This window comes from Dysgonomonas sp. PF1-14, from assembly GCF_029892965.1.
Taxonomy (GTDB): domain Bacteria; phylum Bacteroidota; class Bacteroidia; order Bacteroidales; family Dysgonomonadaceae; genus Dysgonomonas.
Map to the genome: position 1 here is coordinate 38,515 of NZ_JARXWN010000017.1, position 18,541 is coordinate 57,055.

12 protein-coding genes and 1 pseudogene are annotated in these 18,541 nt (G+C 40.9%); 12 read left to right on the forward strand and 1 reads right to left on the reverse strand.

Going from position 1 to position 18,541, the window contains the following annotated elements:
* Nucleotides 1-60: 60 nt before the first annotated feature.
* The 12 genes and pseudogenes from M2448_RS16790 to M2448_RS16845 all read left to right on the forward strand — a co-directional run bounded on the left by M2448_RS16790 (nt 61) and on the right by M2448_RS16845 (nt 15,733).
* On the forward strand, nt 61-2,697 hold the full coding sequence (locus M2448_RS16790) for a glycoside hydrolase family 2 TIM barrel-domain containing protein (RefSeq protein WP_280647301.1): 2,637 nt from the start codon (nt 61-63) through the stop codon (nt 2,695-2,697).
* A 2-nt stretch (nt 2,698-2,699) separates the two neighbouring features.
* Nucleotides 2,700-3,170, forward strand: coding sequence for an alginate lyase family protein (locus tag M2448_RS16795; RefSeq protein ID WP_280647302.1), 471 nt, complete (start codon nt 2,700-2,702; stop codon nt 3,168-3,170).
* Nucleotides 3,171-3,202: 32 nt separating this feature from the next.
* Complete coding sequence (locus M2448_RS16800; RefSeq protein ID WP_280647303.1) at nt 3,203-4,450, forward strand: glycoside hydrolase family 5 protein; 1,248 nt, start codon at nt 3,203-3,205, stop codon at nt 4,448-4,450.
* 24 nt (nt 4,451-4,474) lie between these two features.
* Nucleotides 4,475-6,688 (forward strand): glycoside hydrolase family 3 C-terminal domain-containing protein, encoded by a 2,214-nt coding sequence (locus M2448_RS16805; RefSeq protein WP_280647304.1) that lies wholly within the window; start codon nt 4,475-4,477, stop codon nt 6,686-6,688.
* A gap of 36 nt (nt 6,689-6,724) precedes the next feature.
* Nucleotides 6,725-7,717 carry an ROK family protein gene (locus tag M2448_RS16810; RefSeq protein WP_280647305.1) on the forward strand — a complete coding sequence of 331 codons (993 nt, stop codon included), beginning with the start codon at nt 6,725-6,727 and terminating at the stop codon, nt 7,715-7,717.
* 7 nt (nt 7,718-7,724) lie between these two features.
* Nucleotides 7,725-8,459 (forward strand): glucosamine-6-phosphate deaminase, encoded by a 735-nt coding sequence (locus M2448_RS16815; RefSeq protein WP_280647306.1) that lies wholly within the window; start codon nt 7,725-7,727, stop codon nt 8,457-8,459.
* Between the two features lie 13 nt (nt 8,460-8,472).
* Nucleotides 8,473-9,792, forward strand: a complete 1,320-nt coding sequence (locus M2448_RS16820) for an MFS transporter (RefSeq protein ID WP_280647307.1) — start codon at nt 8,473-8,475, stop codon at nt 9,790-9,792.
* 9 nt (nt 9,793-9,801) lie between these two features.
* Nucleotides 9,802-10,830 (forward strand): glycoside hydrolase family 18 protein, encoded by a 1,029-nt coding sequence (locus M2448_RS16825; RefSeq protein ID WP_280647308.1) that lies wholly within the window; start codon nt 9,802-9,804, stop codon nt 10,828-10,830.
* Nucleotides 10,831-10,872: 42 nt separating this feature from the next.
* Nucleotides 10,873-13,332 carry a glycoside hydrolase family 9 protein gene (locus tag M2448_RS16830; RefSeq protein WP_280647309.1) on the forward strand — a complete coding sequence of 820 codons (2,460 nt, stop codon included), beginning with the start codon at nt 10,873-10,875 and terminating at the stop codon, nt 13,330-13,332.
* Nucleotides 13,333-13,379: 47 nt separating this feature from the next.
* Nucleotides 13,380-13,850 (forward strand): hypothetical protein, encoded by a 471-nt coding sequence (locus M2448_RS16835; RefSeq protein ID WP_280647310.1) that lies wholly within the window; start codon nt 13,380-13,382, stop codon nt 13,848-13,850.
* Between the two features lie 168 nt (nt 13,851-14,018).
* Nucleotides 14,019-14,714: pseudogene (locus tag M2448_RS16840) on the forward strand (ThuA domain-containing protein); the annotation flags it as partial.
* 200 nt (nt 14,715-14,914) lie between these two features.
* The gene (locus M2448_RS16845; protein WP_280647311.1) at nt 14,915-15,733 is read left to right on the forward strand and encodes a ThuA domain-containing protein; all 819 of its coding nucleotides are present in this window, start codon (nt 14,915-14,917) and stop codon (nt 15,731-15,733) included.
* A gap of 44 nt (nt 15,734-15,777) precedes the next feature.
* Here M2448_RS16845 and M2448_RS16850 read toward each other — a convergent pair whose 3' ends face one another.
* A complete protein-coding gene (locus M2448_RS16850) occupies nt 15,778-18,111 on the reverse strand; it encodes a beta-galactosidase (protein WP_280647312.1) in 2,334 nt (777 codons plus the stop codon).
* Nucleotides 18,112-18,541: the final 430 nt, after the last annotated feature.

Genomic DNA, 18,541 nt, shown 5'->3' on the forward strand with positions numbered 1-18,541 from the left:
GAAAAAGCAGGGTATTAAAAACACCCTGCTTTCCTATCTTACAAAAAATATATAATAAGAATGAAAGTGAAACTACATCATAAATTATTGTTCTTTATGCTGGCAGCGCAGATTTGCGGCTTGGCAGCTAATGCCCAACGACATATACAATCGTTTAACGATGGCTGGTATTTCACGAAAAAAGATATAACATTAAGTCAAAGCAATCCGGTAAATATGCAGGATTGGAATAAAGTATCTGTTCCACACACATGGAATACTGATGCTTATATACAAAAAGATTATTACAGGGGTATCGCATCGTATCATAAGATATTTACCCTACCGGAAAAGGAAAAAGAAAGGCAATTGTTTATTCGCTTCGAAGGTGCAAATCAGGTAGCATCAGTTTATGTTAACGGAAAATTAGCAGGAGAACACAAAGGTGGATATACATCTTTTACATTCAATATAAGTCCATATTGTCTATTCGATAAAGAAAATACAATCGTTGTAAAAGTAGATAATTCAATTACAGACGTACCACCTATATCGGGAGATTTTACCATTTTCGGAGGAATATACCGGGATGTGTGGTTAATTTCAACACCAAACCAGCATATCGATTTATCTGATTTCGGTTCGGATGGAATATTCATAGATACTGATAATGTATCTGAAAAATCAGCATCGTACACTATCAAAAGTAATATAGTTAATGATGCTCAGGAAAAAACAAAAATAAAGGTCAATCATACAATAAGAGACCCGTACAATAATATTGTAAAAACCTTAGAGCGGAAACTATCGCTCAATGGAAACCAAAAAACGGAAATTCAACAGGAATCCACAATTGACAATCCATTATTGTGGTCACCCGAAACACCATATTTATACACAGTAGAAACTACTGTAACCGATGAAAAATCAGGAAAAGTAATAGACGAAATCACTTCTCCACTCGGATTCAGATGGTTTAGTTTTGACGGCAAAAAAGGATTCTTCCTCAATGGCAAGCCGTATAAACTCAATGGTATTTGCCGCCATCAGGATCAGATGCCACTAGGCAATGCACTCAGTGATGAAGCTCACCGCAGAGATATGCAATTGATAAAAGATATGGGAGCAAACTTCATCCGTATCTCCCACTATCCACAGGATAAAGCAATCATAGAACAATGCGACAAGCTGGGATTACTGGTTTGGGAAGAAATTCCAATCATAGACATCATACCGGAAGGAGACTCTTTCAGCGATAATTGCGAAACCAATCTACGTGAAATGATCCGCCAGCATTACAATCATCCGTCTGTTATCATGTGGGGATATATGAACGAGATACTGCTCGTTACCCAGCGCAAGCATAAAGCTAAGGAACTGGACGAACTGATAGGCAGGGAAATTGAGCTTGCTAAACGACTGGAAAAGGTATTGAAAGAAGAAGACAGCCGCCGTTACAGCGTGATGGCATTTCACGGAAGCGATTCGTACAACAAAGCCGGATTTGCCGACATTGTGGACGTAGTGGGATGGAACCTGTATCAGGGATGGTATTCCGATAATATGACCCAGTTCGATCAGTTTATGATGAATCAGCAAAAGCAATATCCCGACAAGCCAAAGATCATCAGCGAATACGGGGCTGGATCAGATAAGCGTATCCATTCGCTGAAACCGAAAAGATTTGATTTCAGTATAGAATATCAGCAGGAATATGCCGAACACTACCTATCTGTAATAGAACGTGAGCCATATATCTGTGGAGCGACTTACTGGAATTTTATCGACTTCGGCTCGGCTCAACGTGATGAATCCATGCCGCGTATTAATAATAAAGGACTGGTATATGCCAACCGTACACCGAAAGATGTGTATTACCTGTTCAAAGCCAGCTACAGAAAAGACATTCCGGTACTGCACATAGCATCGCACGACTGGAAAAGACGGATAGGTATTTCAATAGACGGAAAGTCTGTTGTACAACCAATAAAGATATATTCCAATCTGCCCGAAGTAGAATTATTTATGAACGGAGTATCTGTTGGAAAGAAAAAAGTAGAAAATTACAAAGCAATCTGGGACATTCCTTTCACTGACGGACAACACTACTTTTCGGCAAAAGGAGAATACAATGGAAAAACTGTAGAAACAGGAATAGAAATAACATTTACAGCCATTCCTGATAAATTGACCAACGAGAATTTCTATAATAAAGAACTTGCCATAAACTGCGGAAGCGATGTGTCTTACACTTCCCCCGAAAGTAACCTTACATGGTTACCCGACAAAGAATATACAACAGGAAGCTGGGGGTATATCGGCGGTGAAAAACAATCGACACAAACACAAATAATGGGAACTGCTGACAACCCGCTGTTCCAAACCCTACGCGCTTCAGTTGATAAATATCGCTTTGATGTTCCCGAAGGAGAGTATGAAGTGGAATTACTTTTTGCCGATATATTTCGTACAGGTACAAGTATTGCACACGCATTAGGTTCAGATTTACAGAATAATAATTCTAACAATATATTCGATGTGATTATTAATAATACAATTGTCGATTCGGATATAAACCTGAAAAGTTTAGTAGGCAATTTCTATGGAGTAAAGAAAAAATATATAGTGAAAGTCCAAAATGAAAAAAATATTATTGTTGAACCCAAAGCCCGTTCAGGCAAATCGTTTATCAATGGTATAAAACTAAGAAAACTATAAAAATGAGAAAATTATATATAATCCTCACTCTTATTATTAGCTTCTCCTTATCTGCCCATGCGCAATGGCTATGGGACAGGAACAAAATGGAAAAGATAAAGATAGACATCAAGTCTTTAGCATACTCCAATGCCTATAAATCGCTGATAAGACAAGCAGACAAGGCATTATCCGGAGGGACATACTCTGTCACTTATAAAAAATCAGTGGCTCCGAGTGGAAGTAAACACGATTATGTAAGCCTTAGCCGTTATTGGTGGCCTAATCCGGACAAGAATGATAGAATGCCTTACATTTTCAAAGATGGACAATCAAATCCGGAACTCAATGAATATGACAGAAATCTGTTAGGTACAATGTGCGGTGCAGTAAATACATTAGCCTTAGCTTATTTTTACAGTAATGACGAGCGTTATGCAGCAAAAGCAATAGAATTAGTCCGCACATGGTTTCTGGATGAAAAGACGAAATAAGTTGAATAAATAACTATATAATATAAAACATTATGAGAAAGGTATTTTGTATAATCGGACTGGCTCTGACACTATTTTCAGCATGCCAGCAAACCAAGAGTGAACCACAACTTACACCGGAATCGTTTATACGTATAGATGGTCAGAATCTGATAACTCCAAATGGAGAAAAATTATTCATCAAAGGAACTAATCTGGGTAACTGGCTCAATCCGGAAGGTTATATGTTCAGTTTTGGAAAGGCCAGTTCAGCCGGATTTATCAATGATATGTTCTGCCAGCTTGTGGGTCCTGATCGTACCGCAGAATTCTGGAAACTATTCAAGGATAATTATATCACACAGGAAGACCTGCATTTTATTAAACAAACAGGAAGCAATACTGTGCGTCTCCCGTTCCATTATAAATTATTCACAGATGAAGATTATATGGGGCTGACTGCCAATCAAGACGGATTTGCACGCATCGATACGCTTATCAGTTGGTGCAAACAGGAAGGTCTTTATCTTATCCTCGATATGCACGATGCTCCGGGAGGGCAAACAGGCGATAATATCGACGACAGTTACGGTTATCCTTGGTTATTCGAAAGCGAAACAAGCCAGAAGCTATATTGCGACATCTGGAGAAAAATCGCTGATTATTATAAAAATGAACCAACTATATTAGGCTTTGAACTTTTCAACGAACCAATCGCTCCTTACTTCGAAAATATGGAAGAATTGAACGGTAAACTGGAAACTATCTATAAGATGGGAGTTGCTGCCATACGTGAAGTAAATACTAACCATATTATATTACTTGGTGGCGCACAGTGGAACGGAAACTTTAAACCATTCAAAGATTCTAAATTCGACAACAAGATCATGTACACCTGCCATCGTTACGGAAGCGAACCTACAGCAGAAGCGATAAAAGAGATTATAAATTTTCGCGATAGCGTAAACCTGCCTATGTATATGGGCGAAATCGGTCACAATACAGACGAGTGGATGGCGGCATTTTGTAAAACGATGGCAGACAATAATATCGGATGGACATTCTGGCCCTACAAGAAAATACATAATTCTTCTTTTGCAGGCATCAAAGAACCTGAAGGCTGGGATAAGGTAAAAGCATTTTCCGAAGCACCGCGTGGTAGTTTCAAAGAAATACGTGAAGCCCGTCCTAATCAGGAAGAAGCATGGAAATCTATGCTAGGCTTTATAGAAAATTCTAAATTCAAGAATAATGTGATACAAAAAGGTTACATCAGTGCATTAGGACTGAAACCTGAGTAAAAACGCGATAAAACATAAGATAATATGAAAAGGATCAAAAGCTTATTGCTAACCAGTATATTCTGTACAGTATTATTTGCCCAGAACACTAGTCCTGTCTACTTGGATGAAACTCGGCCGATAGAAGAAAGAGTAGAAGACGCCTTGTCGCGTATGACCTTAGAGGAAAAAGTAGCCATGTGCCATGCACAGTCAAAGTTCAGTTCAGCAGGAGTGCCACGACTGGGCATCCCCGAAAACTGGGCTACAGACGGCCCGCATGGTATACGCCCCGAGGTACTCTGGGATGAATGGGAACAGGCCGGATGGACAAACGATTCCTGTATCGCCTTCCCTGCACTGACCGCTCTGGCGGCTACATGGAACAAAGACATGTCGCTGCTCTATGGGAAGAGTATCGGTGAGGAAGCCCGCTACCGCAACAAGAATATCCTGCTGGGACCCGGTGTCAACATCTACCGCACACCCCTCAACGGACGCAACTTCGAGTATATGGGCGAAGACCCTTATCTGGCGTCCATGATGGTAGTACCCTATATACAGGGGGTACAGGCAAATGGTGTAGCAGCTTGTGTTAAACATTATGCACTGAACAATCAGGAGGTAGACCGCCATACAGTAAATGTAAGTCTGGACGACAGAGCCCTCTATGAAATATACCTGCCTGCTTTCAAGGCAGCCGTACAGGAAGGACAGGCATGGGCTATCATGGGTGCCTACAACCGCTATAAAGGACAATGGGCATGCCACAACCAGTACCTGCTCAATGATATCCTGCGAGGCGAATGGGGTTTTGACGGCGTAGTCGTCTCTGACTGGGGTGGTGTTAATAATACGAAAGAAGCCATCTATCATGGGTTGGACATGGAATTCGGATCATGGACGGACGGATTGAGTGAAGGAGCCAGTAATGCCTATGACAACTACTATCTGGCTAATCCGTTCTTAAAGTTGCTACGGTCTGGTGAGGTGAAAATGGAGGAAGTAGACAAGAAGGTTCGCAATATTCTTCGTCTGGCTTTCCGTACGACTATGGACAGGAACCGCCCCTGGGGTTCTTTCGGAACGCCGGAACATGCGGCTGCCGGACGTAAGATAGCTGAAGAAGGCATTGTATTGTTGCAAAACAAAAATAATATCCTACCTGTCGACCTGAATAAAACAAAGAAGATACTCGTTGTCGGAGAAAATGCCATTAAGCCGATGACTGTAGGAGGTGGCAGCTCTTCACTGAAAGCTAAGTATGAGGTAGCACCTTGGGATGGCATTGTCAAAAGGTTTTCTTCACTGGCTGAGGTGTCTTATGCACGCGGTTATGTAGGGGATCCTATAAGTGAATACAACGGCGTAAAACTCAAAAGAGACCTGCATGATTCACGCTCAGCCGCAGAACTGATAGCTGAAGCTACAAAAATGGCTAAAGATGCCGACATCGTGATCTTTATCGGAGGGCTGAATAAGAGTGACTATCAGGATGCCGAAGGGCATGACCGCAAGCATCTGGAACTGCCATATAATCAGGATAAAGTAATTACTGAACTGTTGAAAGTAAACAAGAATCTGGTGGTGGTCAATATATCGGGAAATGCGGTTGCCATGCCTTGGGTAAATGAAGTACCTGCCATCATACAATCGTGGTACAACGGTACGGAATCGGGCAGCGCACTGGCTTCTATACTGACAGGTGATGCCAACCCATCGGGAAAGCTGCCGTTTACTTTCCCTGCCAGACTCGAAGATAATGGTGCACACAAGCTGGGAGACTATCCGGGAGTCGATAAGGAAGCAACCTACCATGAAGGGCTCTTTGTTGGCTACCGCTGGACGGACAAGGAAAACATCAAACCTCTGTTCCCTTTCGGACACGGACTCAGCTATACGACATTCCAGTATGGTAAGGTGCAGGCTGACAGGAAGGAAATGAATCAGAACGATAAAATATCATTCTCCGTAAAGGTAAAGAATACCGGAAGCAGAGACGGAGCAGAGGTAGTACAGCTATACATCGCAGACCTGAAATCGAGCCTGCCAAGACCTCTAAAGGAACTGAAAAGCTTCGACAAGGTTTTCCTGAAGGCTGGGGAAGAGAAAACTGTGACGTTCTCAATCGATAAGTCGGCTCTCTCTTTCTTCGATGACAAGAAGCACGAATGGGTGGCCGAACCGGGGGATTTCGAGGCCATCATCGCTGCCTCAGCTAATGACATAAAGGATAAGGTGATGTTTAAACTGAAATAAAGGAAATGTAAAAGATAGGCTTAAAAAAAGAATATCATGAACGAAACATATTTAGCACTCGATCTGGGTGCAACAAAACTATTAATCGGAGAGGTCACATCAAAAGGGGAAATCCTTAATTCAAAAAGGTATGAAACCGGATATCTCGATCAGCTTTCAGCTTTTTCAATAATGAAAAGGTCACTGGAAGATTACATTTCCACAGTAGGTTGGGCTACATCCGCACGCCCCGTTAGTATGGGTGCAGGCCTGATAGGACGTGTGGATAATGGAAACGGAATCTGGTTACAAATCGATCCGAAGCGCTCACAGGCTATTTCCTTAGCGGAAGACCTTGCCAGAGTATTCGAGATGCCTTGCTTCATCGATAATGATGTAAAAAGTGCTACCAGAGCTGTCAAGAGATGGGGGTATGGTCGTCAATCCGACAATTTTATATACATCAATATCGGCTCAGGTATTGCAGCAGGCTTTGTTGTTAACGGCCAGCTTATCAGAGGCAGTCATTTTAATGCGGGAGAGGTAGGCCATACAAACGTTGGTGTAAAAGCCGGAGTAAAATGTGGATGCGGACGCGAAGATTGTGTCGAACTTATTTCCGCAGGACTGGGATTCGATCGTTGTGCCAGATTATTGAGCAAGAATTATAAAACAGCATTATACATTCCCGAAAATGAGAATATAAAAGTGGATGTAAAGGAAATATTCTTCCTTAGTCAGCAAAATGATCCGCTTTGCGTTCAATTGGTAGAGAATGCAGCTTCTGGCATTGCAAATCTGATCATGAATCTGGTCAGGACAACCGACCCCGATACAGTTGTACTTGGAGGAGGTATTGTTTCCAACGGATTTCTTTTCCCTAAGATACTCGACAAACTGAATAAAACAACCATACGGTTTGTGTCTAATGGTGTTCTGTTAACCCAACTTGATCCGAATTACGCGGGCTTACTGGGAGCCGCGACTGTTGCCATCGAAGGATATCAGATGGCTGCAAAAGCACAAAAGAATCATGTATTTATAAAATAACAACCTCATGGCATTAAAAATAACAATAGCCGAAAATGAAGCCGAATTTGACCGTATGGCAGCATGGCAAATCATCAGGGAAATGCTGGTGAACCCTAAAGCTGTGATCGGATTAGCAACAGGACGAACAACAAAAAATATGCATCTGATTGTAGGTGATATATATAAAGCGAACCCTTTTGACACATCAAGTATTACCTTGTTCGGTCTGGATGAAGTTACAAATGTGCCTCGTGAGTACGCCGGCGCTTGTTATACAATGCTGAAAAACGAAATAGTAGAGGCTCTAAAAATAAAAGATAAAAACTTTATCATCCCCCCTACTCTATCTGATAATTTCGAAAAAGAATGCAGAATCTTTCAGTCCGAACTTGAAAAAAGAGGTGGTATAGATTTACAGATATTAGGTCTGGGCACGAATGGACATCTTGGATTTAATCAGCCGGGAACTCCTTTCGGACAGGAAACATGGATTTCTAAAATGGACGAAGAACTGGAAGCCCGTATAAGAAAAGAAACGAACACCCCTCCGGAAAAAGAATTGGGAGGAATAACCTTAGGACTTAAAAACATTATGCATTCGCGCAAAATACTTCTGGTCGCAAAAGGTGAAGCAAAAGCCAGTATTGTAAAAGAAATGCTCTATGGATCTGTTACGCCTGATGTTCCGGCTTCAATATTGCAACTACATCCGAACTGTGAATTCCTACTGGATAGGGAAGCTGCAAAATATATAACATAAGAATCTAATAATTATGAATATACCCGAAAAACAAATAAATTATATAGGGCCTTTTATTACATTGGTTTTCCTGTTTTTTGTCGTAGGATTCCTTACTACGGCGAACGGACAATTTCAAGGGCCGCTTAAGGCTGCATTCCTTGAGGGAGCAGCCGATCTGAAAAATACATTTGCAACACTTATTACATTTTCATGGTTTTTAGCATATCCTCTGACCGGAAGTTTGGGTTCTTCATGGGTGACAAAATACGGTTATAAAGGTACTCTGGTCAGAGGATTGTTTATCATGATAATAGGACTACTCATATTTTTTCTTTCTTCATGGTTCACAGTCCGGTTTCCGGAAGCTAAAGTACAGATAGCCTCAGCATCCGTTCCCTCGGGATTCTTCATTTTTCTGCTCGGCTCGTTTGTTGTAGGAGCTTCAGCAACCATCTTGCAGGTTGTTATCAATCCATATCTTGTAGCCTGCACTGTAAAAGGCACGCAACCCATCCAAAGGTTGGCTATAGGAGGTTCATCAAACTCGATAGGTACCACAATAGCTCCGTTCTTTGTAACAGGCATTGTTTTCGGAGGGCTGGCAATGGAAGAAGTACAAGTCAGCCAGTTGATGACTCCGTTTCTGGCATTAGCCGGAATCATGCTGATAGTTACATTTATCCTCACCAGACTATCTTTACCCGATATAGAAGGTACTAAAGCAGAAGCCGGAGAAAAACTGGAAAAAAGTGTCTGGTCTTTCAGCCACCTTACATTGGGTGTTATCGCCATATTCTTTTATGTAGGTGTTGAAGTAGCTATCGGAGCTAATATAAATCTGTATGCAATAGAGCAGGAAAGCCTACATGGTGCGTTTTCTTTTTTCGGCAATAGTTCACTTACTATTTTCGGTATTAATTTCGCCATTCCTGCGCTCATGGCTACCCTTTATTGGGGCGGCATGCTTATAGGACGGCTTGTAGGCAGTTCGTTAAGCAAGATACCTCCACGCGTACAATTAGTGACAACAACTGTTTCAGCTACAATACTTACCATTCTGGCTATTGTGATGAACAATCCATGGCTACTGGTTGCTGTCGGACTTTTCCATTCCATTATGTGGGGAGCTATATTCACCCTTTCCATTGCCAAGCTGGGAAAATATACTTCGGTTGCTTCCGGTGTATTTATGATCGGTGTTGTCGGAGGAGCGATACTCCCGCTTCTGCAAGGAATGCTGGCAGATGCTATCGACGGCTGGCGTTGGACATGGTTTATAGTTATCTTTGGAGAATTGTATATGCTGTTTTATGCATTAATAGGTTCAAGAATCAAACAATCAGCAGAATAAAATAACATCATGAATTATCTAAAAACAATCACTTTAACAATAGTTTCTTTACTGCTTTTCTCTTGCACTTCTACCAAAACAGCAGAGAATACCAATAATAAAAAAGAAGAAAAAATAGTGCTGGCTTATGTCACATCATGGAGTAAAATAATGCCCGATCCGAATTATATAACTCATATCAATTATGCATTCGGACATGTTACCAATACATTCGACGGGGTACGTATCGACAATGAAGACCGATTACGACAACTGGTCGGACTAAAAAAGCAAAAACCATCATTAATAATCATTCTTTCCATTGGCGGATGGGGAAGCGGACGTTTCAGTGAAATGGCAGCAGATGAAAATTATCGCCGTTCGTTTGCTAAAGATTGTAAACGGGTAGTCGACGAATTTGGTCTCGATGGCATCGACATCGATTGGGAATATCCTACTGCCAATATGGCTCAAATATCTGCTTCTCCTGCCGACAAGGACAATTTCACACTGATGATGAAAGATATACGTGAAGAGATAGGCAAGGACAAATTGCTTACTCTCGCAACAGTTGCCAGTGCAAAGTACATCGATTTCAGAGGTATCGATCCATATATAGATTTCGTGAACATCATGTCCTATGATATGGGTAATCCCCCTTACCACCATTCAGGGTTATACCGCTCGGAACATACGGCAGGAACTTCTGTAGACGAAGCGGTAAAAGCACATGTGAATGCAGGTGTACCTTTGAGCAAGCTTGTTATGGGAATACCTTTTTATGGACGGGGACGAAAAGAAGTCGGAAATTTCAGCAACTATAAAAACATTATCACCCTCAGCAATTTTGAAAGAAAGTGGGACGATGTAGCGAAAGCTCCATATCTTAGTAATGATTCTATAGATTTCGTCTGCGGATACGACGATCCTCGTTCTATTGCCATTAAATGCCAGTATATAAAAGATAATGCGATGCTAGGTGCAATGTATTGGGATTATGCCGGAGACGACGATGAAGGAACGCTTCGTAAGGCGGTGTATAATGGACTGAATCAATAGCCCCCTGTTTCCCCCAAGGGGGACTTTTATAAAAAAGCAGATATGAGAAAATATATTGTTATTATTATCTTTCTTTTTTTAACGGCCTTGCCTGTATTTGCACAGCAAGGATTGACGACCGATAAAGAACTCGAAAAAGATATTATCCGTACAGGGGTAATTCATAGCCCGTTGGAGCTGGATGATTCAAAATCAGCAGAAACAATTGGTTTGCAAAAGAAAATATTATACAGCGAACTGCTAAGTAAAACCAATGACCTCACTGGTTGGACACAACATGGATTCGGTAATATAAGCTATTCGACAGAAAAAACAGTTTCTGAAAAAGGCAGTATAAAATTATCTTATCCGACATATACCGGAAAAAGGGCGAAGGGCTCTCCATCCGATCCTGATTATGCAACTTATGGGCATGCTGGTATTAGTTTTGATACGAAAGGTGCTGACTGGGAAAAATTCAACAGAATAGCATTCTATATCTATCCCGATTGCGAGGGAGCAAGAGTGGTAAACATAAACCTCTCAATTGAAAATAGGCATACACCTGACAAAGAAGGTTATAACCGCCAATCGGGTTCACATCTGATCAATCTGGTAAACAAACAGTGGAATAAATGCTACCTCGATATAGACGAATATCAGCGGGATAAAATCATGAAGATAAGTTTCGGAGCATCGCTGAAGGGAAAAGACCGAACAACAGGCGATTCGATGATATACTATTTCGATAAGATCGAACTACAGCAGATTGAAAATCCGGAAATAATCAGCGGTTGGACGCCGGGAAAAGATAAAATAATCTATTCCACAAGCGGCTACCTGTCAGGGGATAAAAAGACTGCTATAATTAATATTGATAAGCATAACAACTCTTTTGTACTCATAGATACACAAAACAATAAACTTGTTTTCGCCGGCAAAATAAAAAAACAAAAGACGACGACAGGTGAATTTGAGATTCTGGATTTTTCAGACTTTAAGCAAGCCGGCTCTTATCGTTTGAAAGTAGGCGAAATTATAACTCCACCATTTCAGATCGATGACAGGATATGGGATAATTCCCTCTGGCGTGTACTTAATTTTATATTCTGCCAACGCTGTGGATACCCTGTACCGGGAAAGCATGGTACATGCCATACAGACCTTTGCTCGAAACATGATGGTAAAATGATCTCATATGCCGGAGGCTGGCACGATGCCGGAGACCTTTCGCAACAGACACTACAAACAGGAGACGTTACTTTTGCCTTGCTGGAATCATACAATAATCTGAAAAATAAGAATGAACTTCTGGCAGCCCGTATGCTTGAAGAAGCCGAATGGGGACTGGAATTTATTTTGCGAAACCGATATGGAGATGGTTACAGGGCAAGCAGCATGGGATTACTTATCTGGCAGGACGGAACTTTCGGCACACTGGACGATATTTCAAGTGTAAGGGTTCAAAATATTTCTTTCGACAATTTCCTGTATGCCGGATATGAGGCCTATGCTGCCCTGACTATCGACAGAGACCCGATGTTACAGGAATACCTGACAAATGTAGCAAAAGAAGATTTCCGGTTTGCTCTGGAAAGACATAAAAAGGACGGATTCGGCGGTTTCCTGCATTTCTATGAACATAGCTACAATACATCGGAAAGCCAGTATATGGCAACTATTTCGTGGGCAGCAAGTATGTTATACAAACTGACAAAAGATTCATATTATGCACTGAAAGCGACTGAATTTATCAACTATACTCTCGACTGTCAACGAAAAGAACCAATCGGTGATACGGACAAAATAAAAGGATTTTTCTATTGTGATAAATCAAAGAAAGTGATTGTTCATTACAACCATCAATCACGCGAACAAATCTATATGCAGGCAATGACCTTGCTTTGCGAAACACAGCCGAATCATTCCGATTACAAAAAATGGGAAGAGTCTATCAGGCTTTATGGCGATTATCTGAAAAATTTGACAAAATATACTGCTCCTTACGGGATGATAGCAAGCGGAGTTTACCATATAGACGAGCCAAAAGACGAAGTGAGTTTCCAGCATTCGCACTTGTTTACCAGCGGTAACGAAGCCAAAGAGTTTGTAAAACAACTACAAAACGGTGTACGATTGGATAATGAGCATTATCTGAAACGGTTTCCTGTGGGCTTTGGTATTTTCAATGGAAATAATGCAGTCCTTTTGTCAATGGGGAAAGCTGCGGCAATCTGCGGCAATTTTTTGAAAGATGAAGAACTACTGCAAATCGGACGAGAGCAATTGTATTGGGTAGTTGGCAAAAATCCGTTCGGACAATCGATGATATACGGCGAAGGATATAACTATCCGCAAATGGATACCTTCTCTTCGGGAGAAATGGTTGGCGAAATGCCTGTCGGTATTCGTAGTTTAGGTAATGAGGATATCCCCTACTGGCCTCCGACTAATAATGCTACCTATAAAGAAGTGTGGATAACTTCGGCAGGAAAATGGCTGACATTAATAGCTGAATATTAGCATATTGATATTAAGAGTTGTGCCCGACACAAATAAGGGATTTGACAATGAAAAAGAACACTATTTTTACTGCATTTATAGGTATAATTACTTTGTTTTTTATTACTATTTTGCCAACTTCGAGTATTCAGGCACAATCACAGAAAACGAACCCGACTGTTGGAGTATGGAAGCTTGTATATCCGGCAATAGCGATGACGGGTAATCAGGCGAAGGTTAAAATCATTACAGAAGGGCATTTTATCTGGACACATACATACGATAATGTGATTGTATATTCGTTGGGAGGAACCTGCTCTTTTGATGGCGAAACGTATAGCGAAGAAGTGCAATACGGAGTCGAAAACATGAGAAGCCTCATAGGCGGAAAGGCTTTATATAAAGTTCAATTTGAGGACGGAAAGATGCATTGTATCGGAACTTTCGGACCGGAAAAGATTGATGAAATATGGGAACGAGTAAAAAAAGAAGATACTACAGAGTCACTCCCGATGCTAACATCTTATCTGCACCAGTAGGGGATCATTTCGACCGAAAAGAGGTTGAAACTGATAGCCGAATATTGATTATACATCTAAAATTTAAAATATATGAAAAAAACGTATTTTCTATTTACCCTTTTTGCCTTGATACTAATTAGTTGTAATACAAAAGGCTCTCAGAATAAACAGATCGTAGAGCAAAACAAACCATCTAAGATTCTGGTACTAACCGAGCGGGGCGGACAACATGGGGGCTTTACTGATGCCGGACTAAAATGGCTCGATGCTTTTTCTAAAGAAAACAATTTTGAATACACTGAGATAAACAATACAAAGCAGATAAATGAAGAGTTTCTCTCTCAATATAAAGTAATTATTCAACTGGACTTTCCACCATACACATGGACAAAAGAGGCTGAATCTGCTTTTATAAAATACATAGAAGAAGGCAAAGGTGGATGGGTAGGATTCCATCATGCTACTTTACTCGGTGATTTTGACGGTTATCCTATATGGCAATGGTTTTCCGACTTTATGGGTGGTATCAAGTTTAAGAATTACATCGCACCCCTTGCTACGGCAACGGTTAACGTGGAAGATGCAGAGCATCCTGTAATGAAAGGGGTGAACAAATCGTTCAGCATACCCGACGACGAATGGTACACTTTCGATAAAAGCCCGAGACCAAATGTACACGTCCTTGCCACAGTAGATGAATCGACCTATACACCCCATTCGGATATAAAAATGGGCGACCACCCTACTGTATGGACAAACCAGAGAATGAAAGCCCGCAATGTATATTTTCTGATGGGGCATGCCAATACTTTATTCGATTCGGAAGACTTTGTAAAAATGTTTTCGAATGCTATTTTATGGGCAGCAGAAACCGGAAAATAGTTTTTACTTATTCTTGAAATCTTTATCTATAAGACGAAAAGAATTATAAATTACAAAGCTATCGACAGGGTCGATTATAAGTTATAAAATTCATATGATTGGAAAAAGTAACAAGTATGAAAACAATGCAAATCCGTTACATTCGTTACTTTTTAGTTAAAATCTATTTTTAAGAACTGATAAACAAAACACATAAAACAATGAATAACAACAAATTAAGATTAATTTTGATATCTCTGCTGTTTATTTCCATATCTTTCATAAACGCACAAGGTAATACCGGCTATCCTGCCAATTATGCAAAAGAACCTAGATTCAAAGCATTGGTTTATTACACAACTCATGCCGAAGAAGCACATGTGAAATTTGCTGAGCAAGGTGTCGAGTTCTTTAAACGGCTTAATTATGGAAGGGGATTTAACTTAGACATCACAACCAACTTTGCAGATTATCCTTACGAAAGACTAAAGGAATATGATGTAGTGGTCATGCTGAATGTAACACCATCGGCGGCGAAAGAACGTGAAGCATTCCAGAAATATATGGAAAACGGCGGCGGATGGGTAGGATTCCATGCAGCAGCCTATAACGATAAGAACACAAAATGGCCTTGGCTTGTAGAGTTTCTGGGCGGAGGAGTATTCTATTGTAACAACTGGCCTCCTCAACCTGTAAAACTGGTAATGGATAACACGACACATGCTGTAACCAAGAATCTCCCGGCTTCGTTTATAGCTCCCGAAAGCGAATGGTACCAATGGAATCCGAGTCCGAGAGAAAATAAGGATGTAGAAGTATTGCTTTCCATCTCGCCCGACAACTATCCGTTAGGTATAAAAGATGTAGTCAACTTCGGTGATTTTCCTATCGTGTGGACAAATAAAAAATATCGCATGATCTATCTGAATATGGGACATGGCGATGACGAATTTACCGATGCTACTCAGAAACTATTATTTCTGAATGCTTTCAGATGGGTAGTCAGTCAAAGTCCGAATGGAGACCCATTCAGTAAATAAAAAGAGCATTCGCATGAATACTAATGCAATATAAAAGCCTGTATTTACTTTAATTCAAATGGGTTCATTTTTATATATACACTAAAGTCTCTGATCATTCCGGGCTTATTGGCTTCGGCACGCGGCAAGTACGAAAATCCTGTGATTTTCTTATCCTCGCCTAAGTCGATCACAAGCTGATGCGGATATTTTGGTTTTGCCGTCGAATAATTAGTATGCCAGAATGTCGATTCCTGCAAGTCAAATACATTCGTAGCGGCATTGGTAGCAACATTAAGCTCTTCGCTGTCGGCATAAACGACTTTCCAGTGCTGGCGGGATACAGGCTTACCGTCTTCTCCCAGCAATTCAAGTTCTGCAATGGCTGCATAATCATCACCTCCATAAGAGCTTAATGCTTCAAGGCAGAAAAAGCGGGTATCTGTTGTTTTACCAAATTGAATATGTTGCCAGCCATTACCGGGTTTGAATGTTCCTTGATATACGGGTGTCTCGCGCGTCAAGTCCAGATTTTCACCTAGTTTACGGTGTGCATAAGCGCCATTTCCCCGCTGTATATCTAATATCGGTTTTCTTAGTCCTTCGGTTTCAGGTTTTGATGGTGAAGCCATATCGAGTATGATAATCTCGTTTTCTCCTTCTTTGAGCCAGCAACCCGGCATATACAGCGTTTGTTGGGGGCCTATCTCCCAAAAACGCCCGATAGGATAACCATTTACCCAAACCATACCTTTACTCCAGCTCATCATATTGAAGAATGTATCGCCTACTTTATCGAGCGTAAATGTACCTCTGTAATATGCCGGATGCCTAGCTGTATTCGGCTCTTTCCGGTATTCCTTGTTCTTTGCAAATTCGTAGTCTACAGGGATATTATAAACCTGCCAGTCTCTTAGCTCTTTAGTTCCTGACTTTGATTCAAGCTCTACTTTCTCCGTAATGCCTTTCCAGTCATAGATGCCTTTTCCGAAGTTCATACGCCCCATTGCTTCCACAAGGATATCAAGCTGCGTTCCGTCTTTTATAGGTGGTAATTTTACAATCCCTTCTCCTTTGAGACGGCTGAGTGTTGCTATTTTTTTGCCATCGATGAATACCTGTGCCCAGTCATGAGCCTCTGTGATTATAAGTGTTTGTTCTTCAGTAGATGCTTCTAACTTCGTCCGATAGAGGATGCTCCCCCACCCCTGATCAAAGAATTCCATCGACTTGACTGTTTCGCTTTCTTTGGCTTCGGGCAGATTATCGAATAGAGGAGCGATTTCGGTCAATTCAAAAGCAGGTATGGCAATTGTAGGAATTGAATCCGGTATTTCTGCTAATGTCTGGCCTTCGGGTAAATAATTCTTCAATAGATTGCGTACCTCATAATACTTGGGAGTTATATTTCCCGATTCACCTATTGGCGCATCATAATCATACGATGTACAGGTCGGCGAAAAGTTTGGAAAATTAGCACCACCCCAATGCCCGAAACTCGTTCCACCGTGTGTCATGTACAGGCTGAATGATATATTACGATCCAGCATTTCTTTCATCCCATTTACTAAATCTTCAGCACTGCGGGTCTCGTGTTTCGCACCCCAATGGTCGAACCATCCCGACCAGAATTCACTACACATAAGCGGTGTATTAGGGCGCAGTTCCTGCAAGCGTTTGAACTGGTCGTCTATATTTGCTCCTGTACCGAAATTAATTGTCCAAACAAGGTCTTCAAGAGCATTGTTCTCAAAGTTAGAATTCCAGTCACATTGAAATAGAGGCACATCTGTGAAACCTGCACCTTTTACAATATCACGTATTTCAGCTATATAAGGTTTATCGATACCAAAAGCTCCATATTCATTCTCCACCTGTACCATGATAATGTTTCCACCTTTGCTTATCTGCAAATCGGCAAGCTGCTTACCGACCTCATTCATAAACAACTTGGTGCGTTCCATATAATAGGGATCTTGTTCTCGGAGTTTGATGTCTTTCTTTTTGAGCAACCACCAAGGCAGCCCTCCCATCTCCCACTCGGCACATACATAAGGGCCGGGACGGACAATGACATACATATCATGCTTTTGTGCCATACGGCAGAAAGCTACAATGTCTTTCTGTCCTGAAAAGTCATACTTGCCTTCTTCGGGTTCGTGGTAGTTCCAGAATACATACAGGCAAATAGTATTCATCCCAAGTGCTTTCGCTGCTTGTATGCGATGCTCCCAATATTCTTTTGGAATACGGGGATAATGAAGTTCGGCAGCTTTGATGACAAAGGTTTCTCCATTCAGTAGAAAGTTTTTGTCGCCAAGCTCAAAGCTGCCTTTTTCTGAGGTTGAGCATGAAAATAAGAGTGCAAAGATGCTAATCAGTAATGTATATTTTTTCATATGCTGGAATGTTAATTCTTGTATTAATCCGATGTTAAAGGCTTTCAGCTAAAATCTATATCATAAAAGTCCTTGCCATCGCTCGTAAATGTTGCGACTCCGATGTCTGTCATAACGTTGTGTGAGTTTCGATGTAATAGTACCAACGCAAATTACGAAAAATATAGGAAAAATAACAAAAGTAAAATATAAATTTTTATCCGAACCTACTAAACTTAAATAAGTCTAAAGAAATCTCAATCGATTGTATGTTTGTCCAATTAGTTTTGAAGTGTAGCAGACCATTTTCTGTAAGTAATCTCTGTCAGATGAGTACCGTCTGTTGTGTATCCTTTTTTCAGGCCTTTTTTGTCAGATAATACTGTATCCAGGTTTAAATAACCGATATAACGTTGTTCGCAAAATCAATGATAGGAGAGATTTGCAAAGT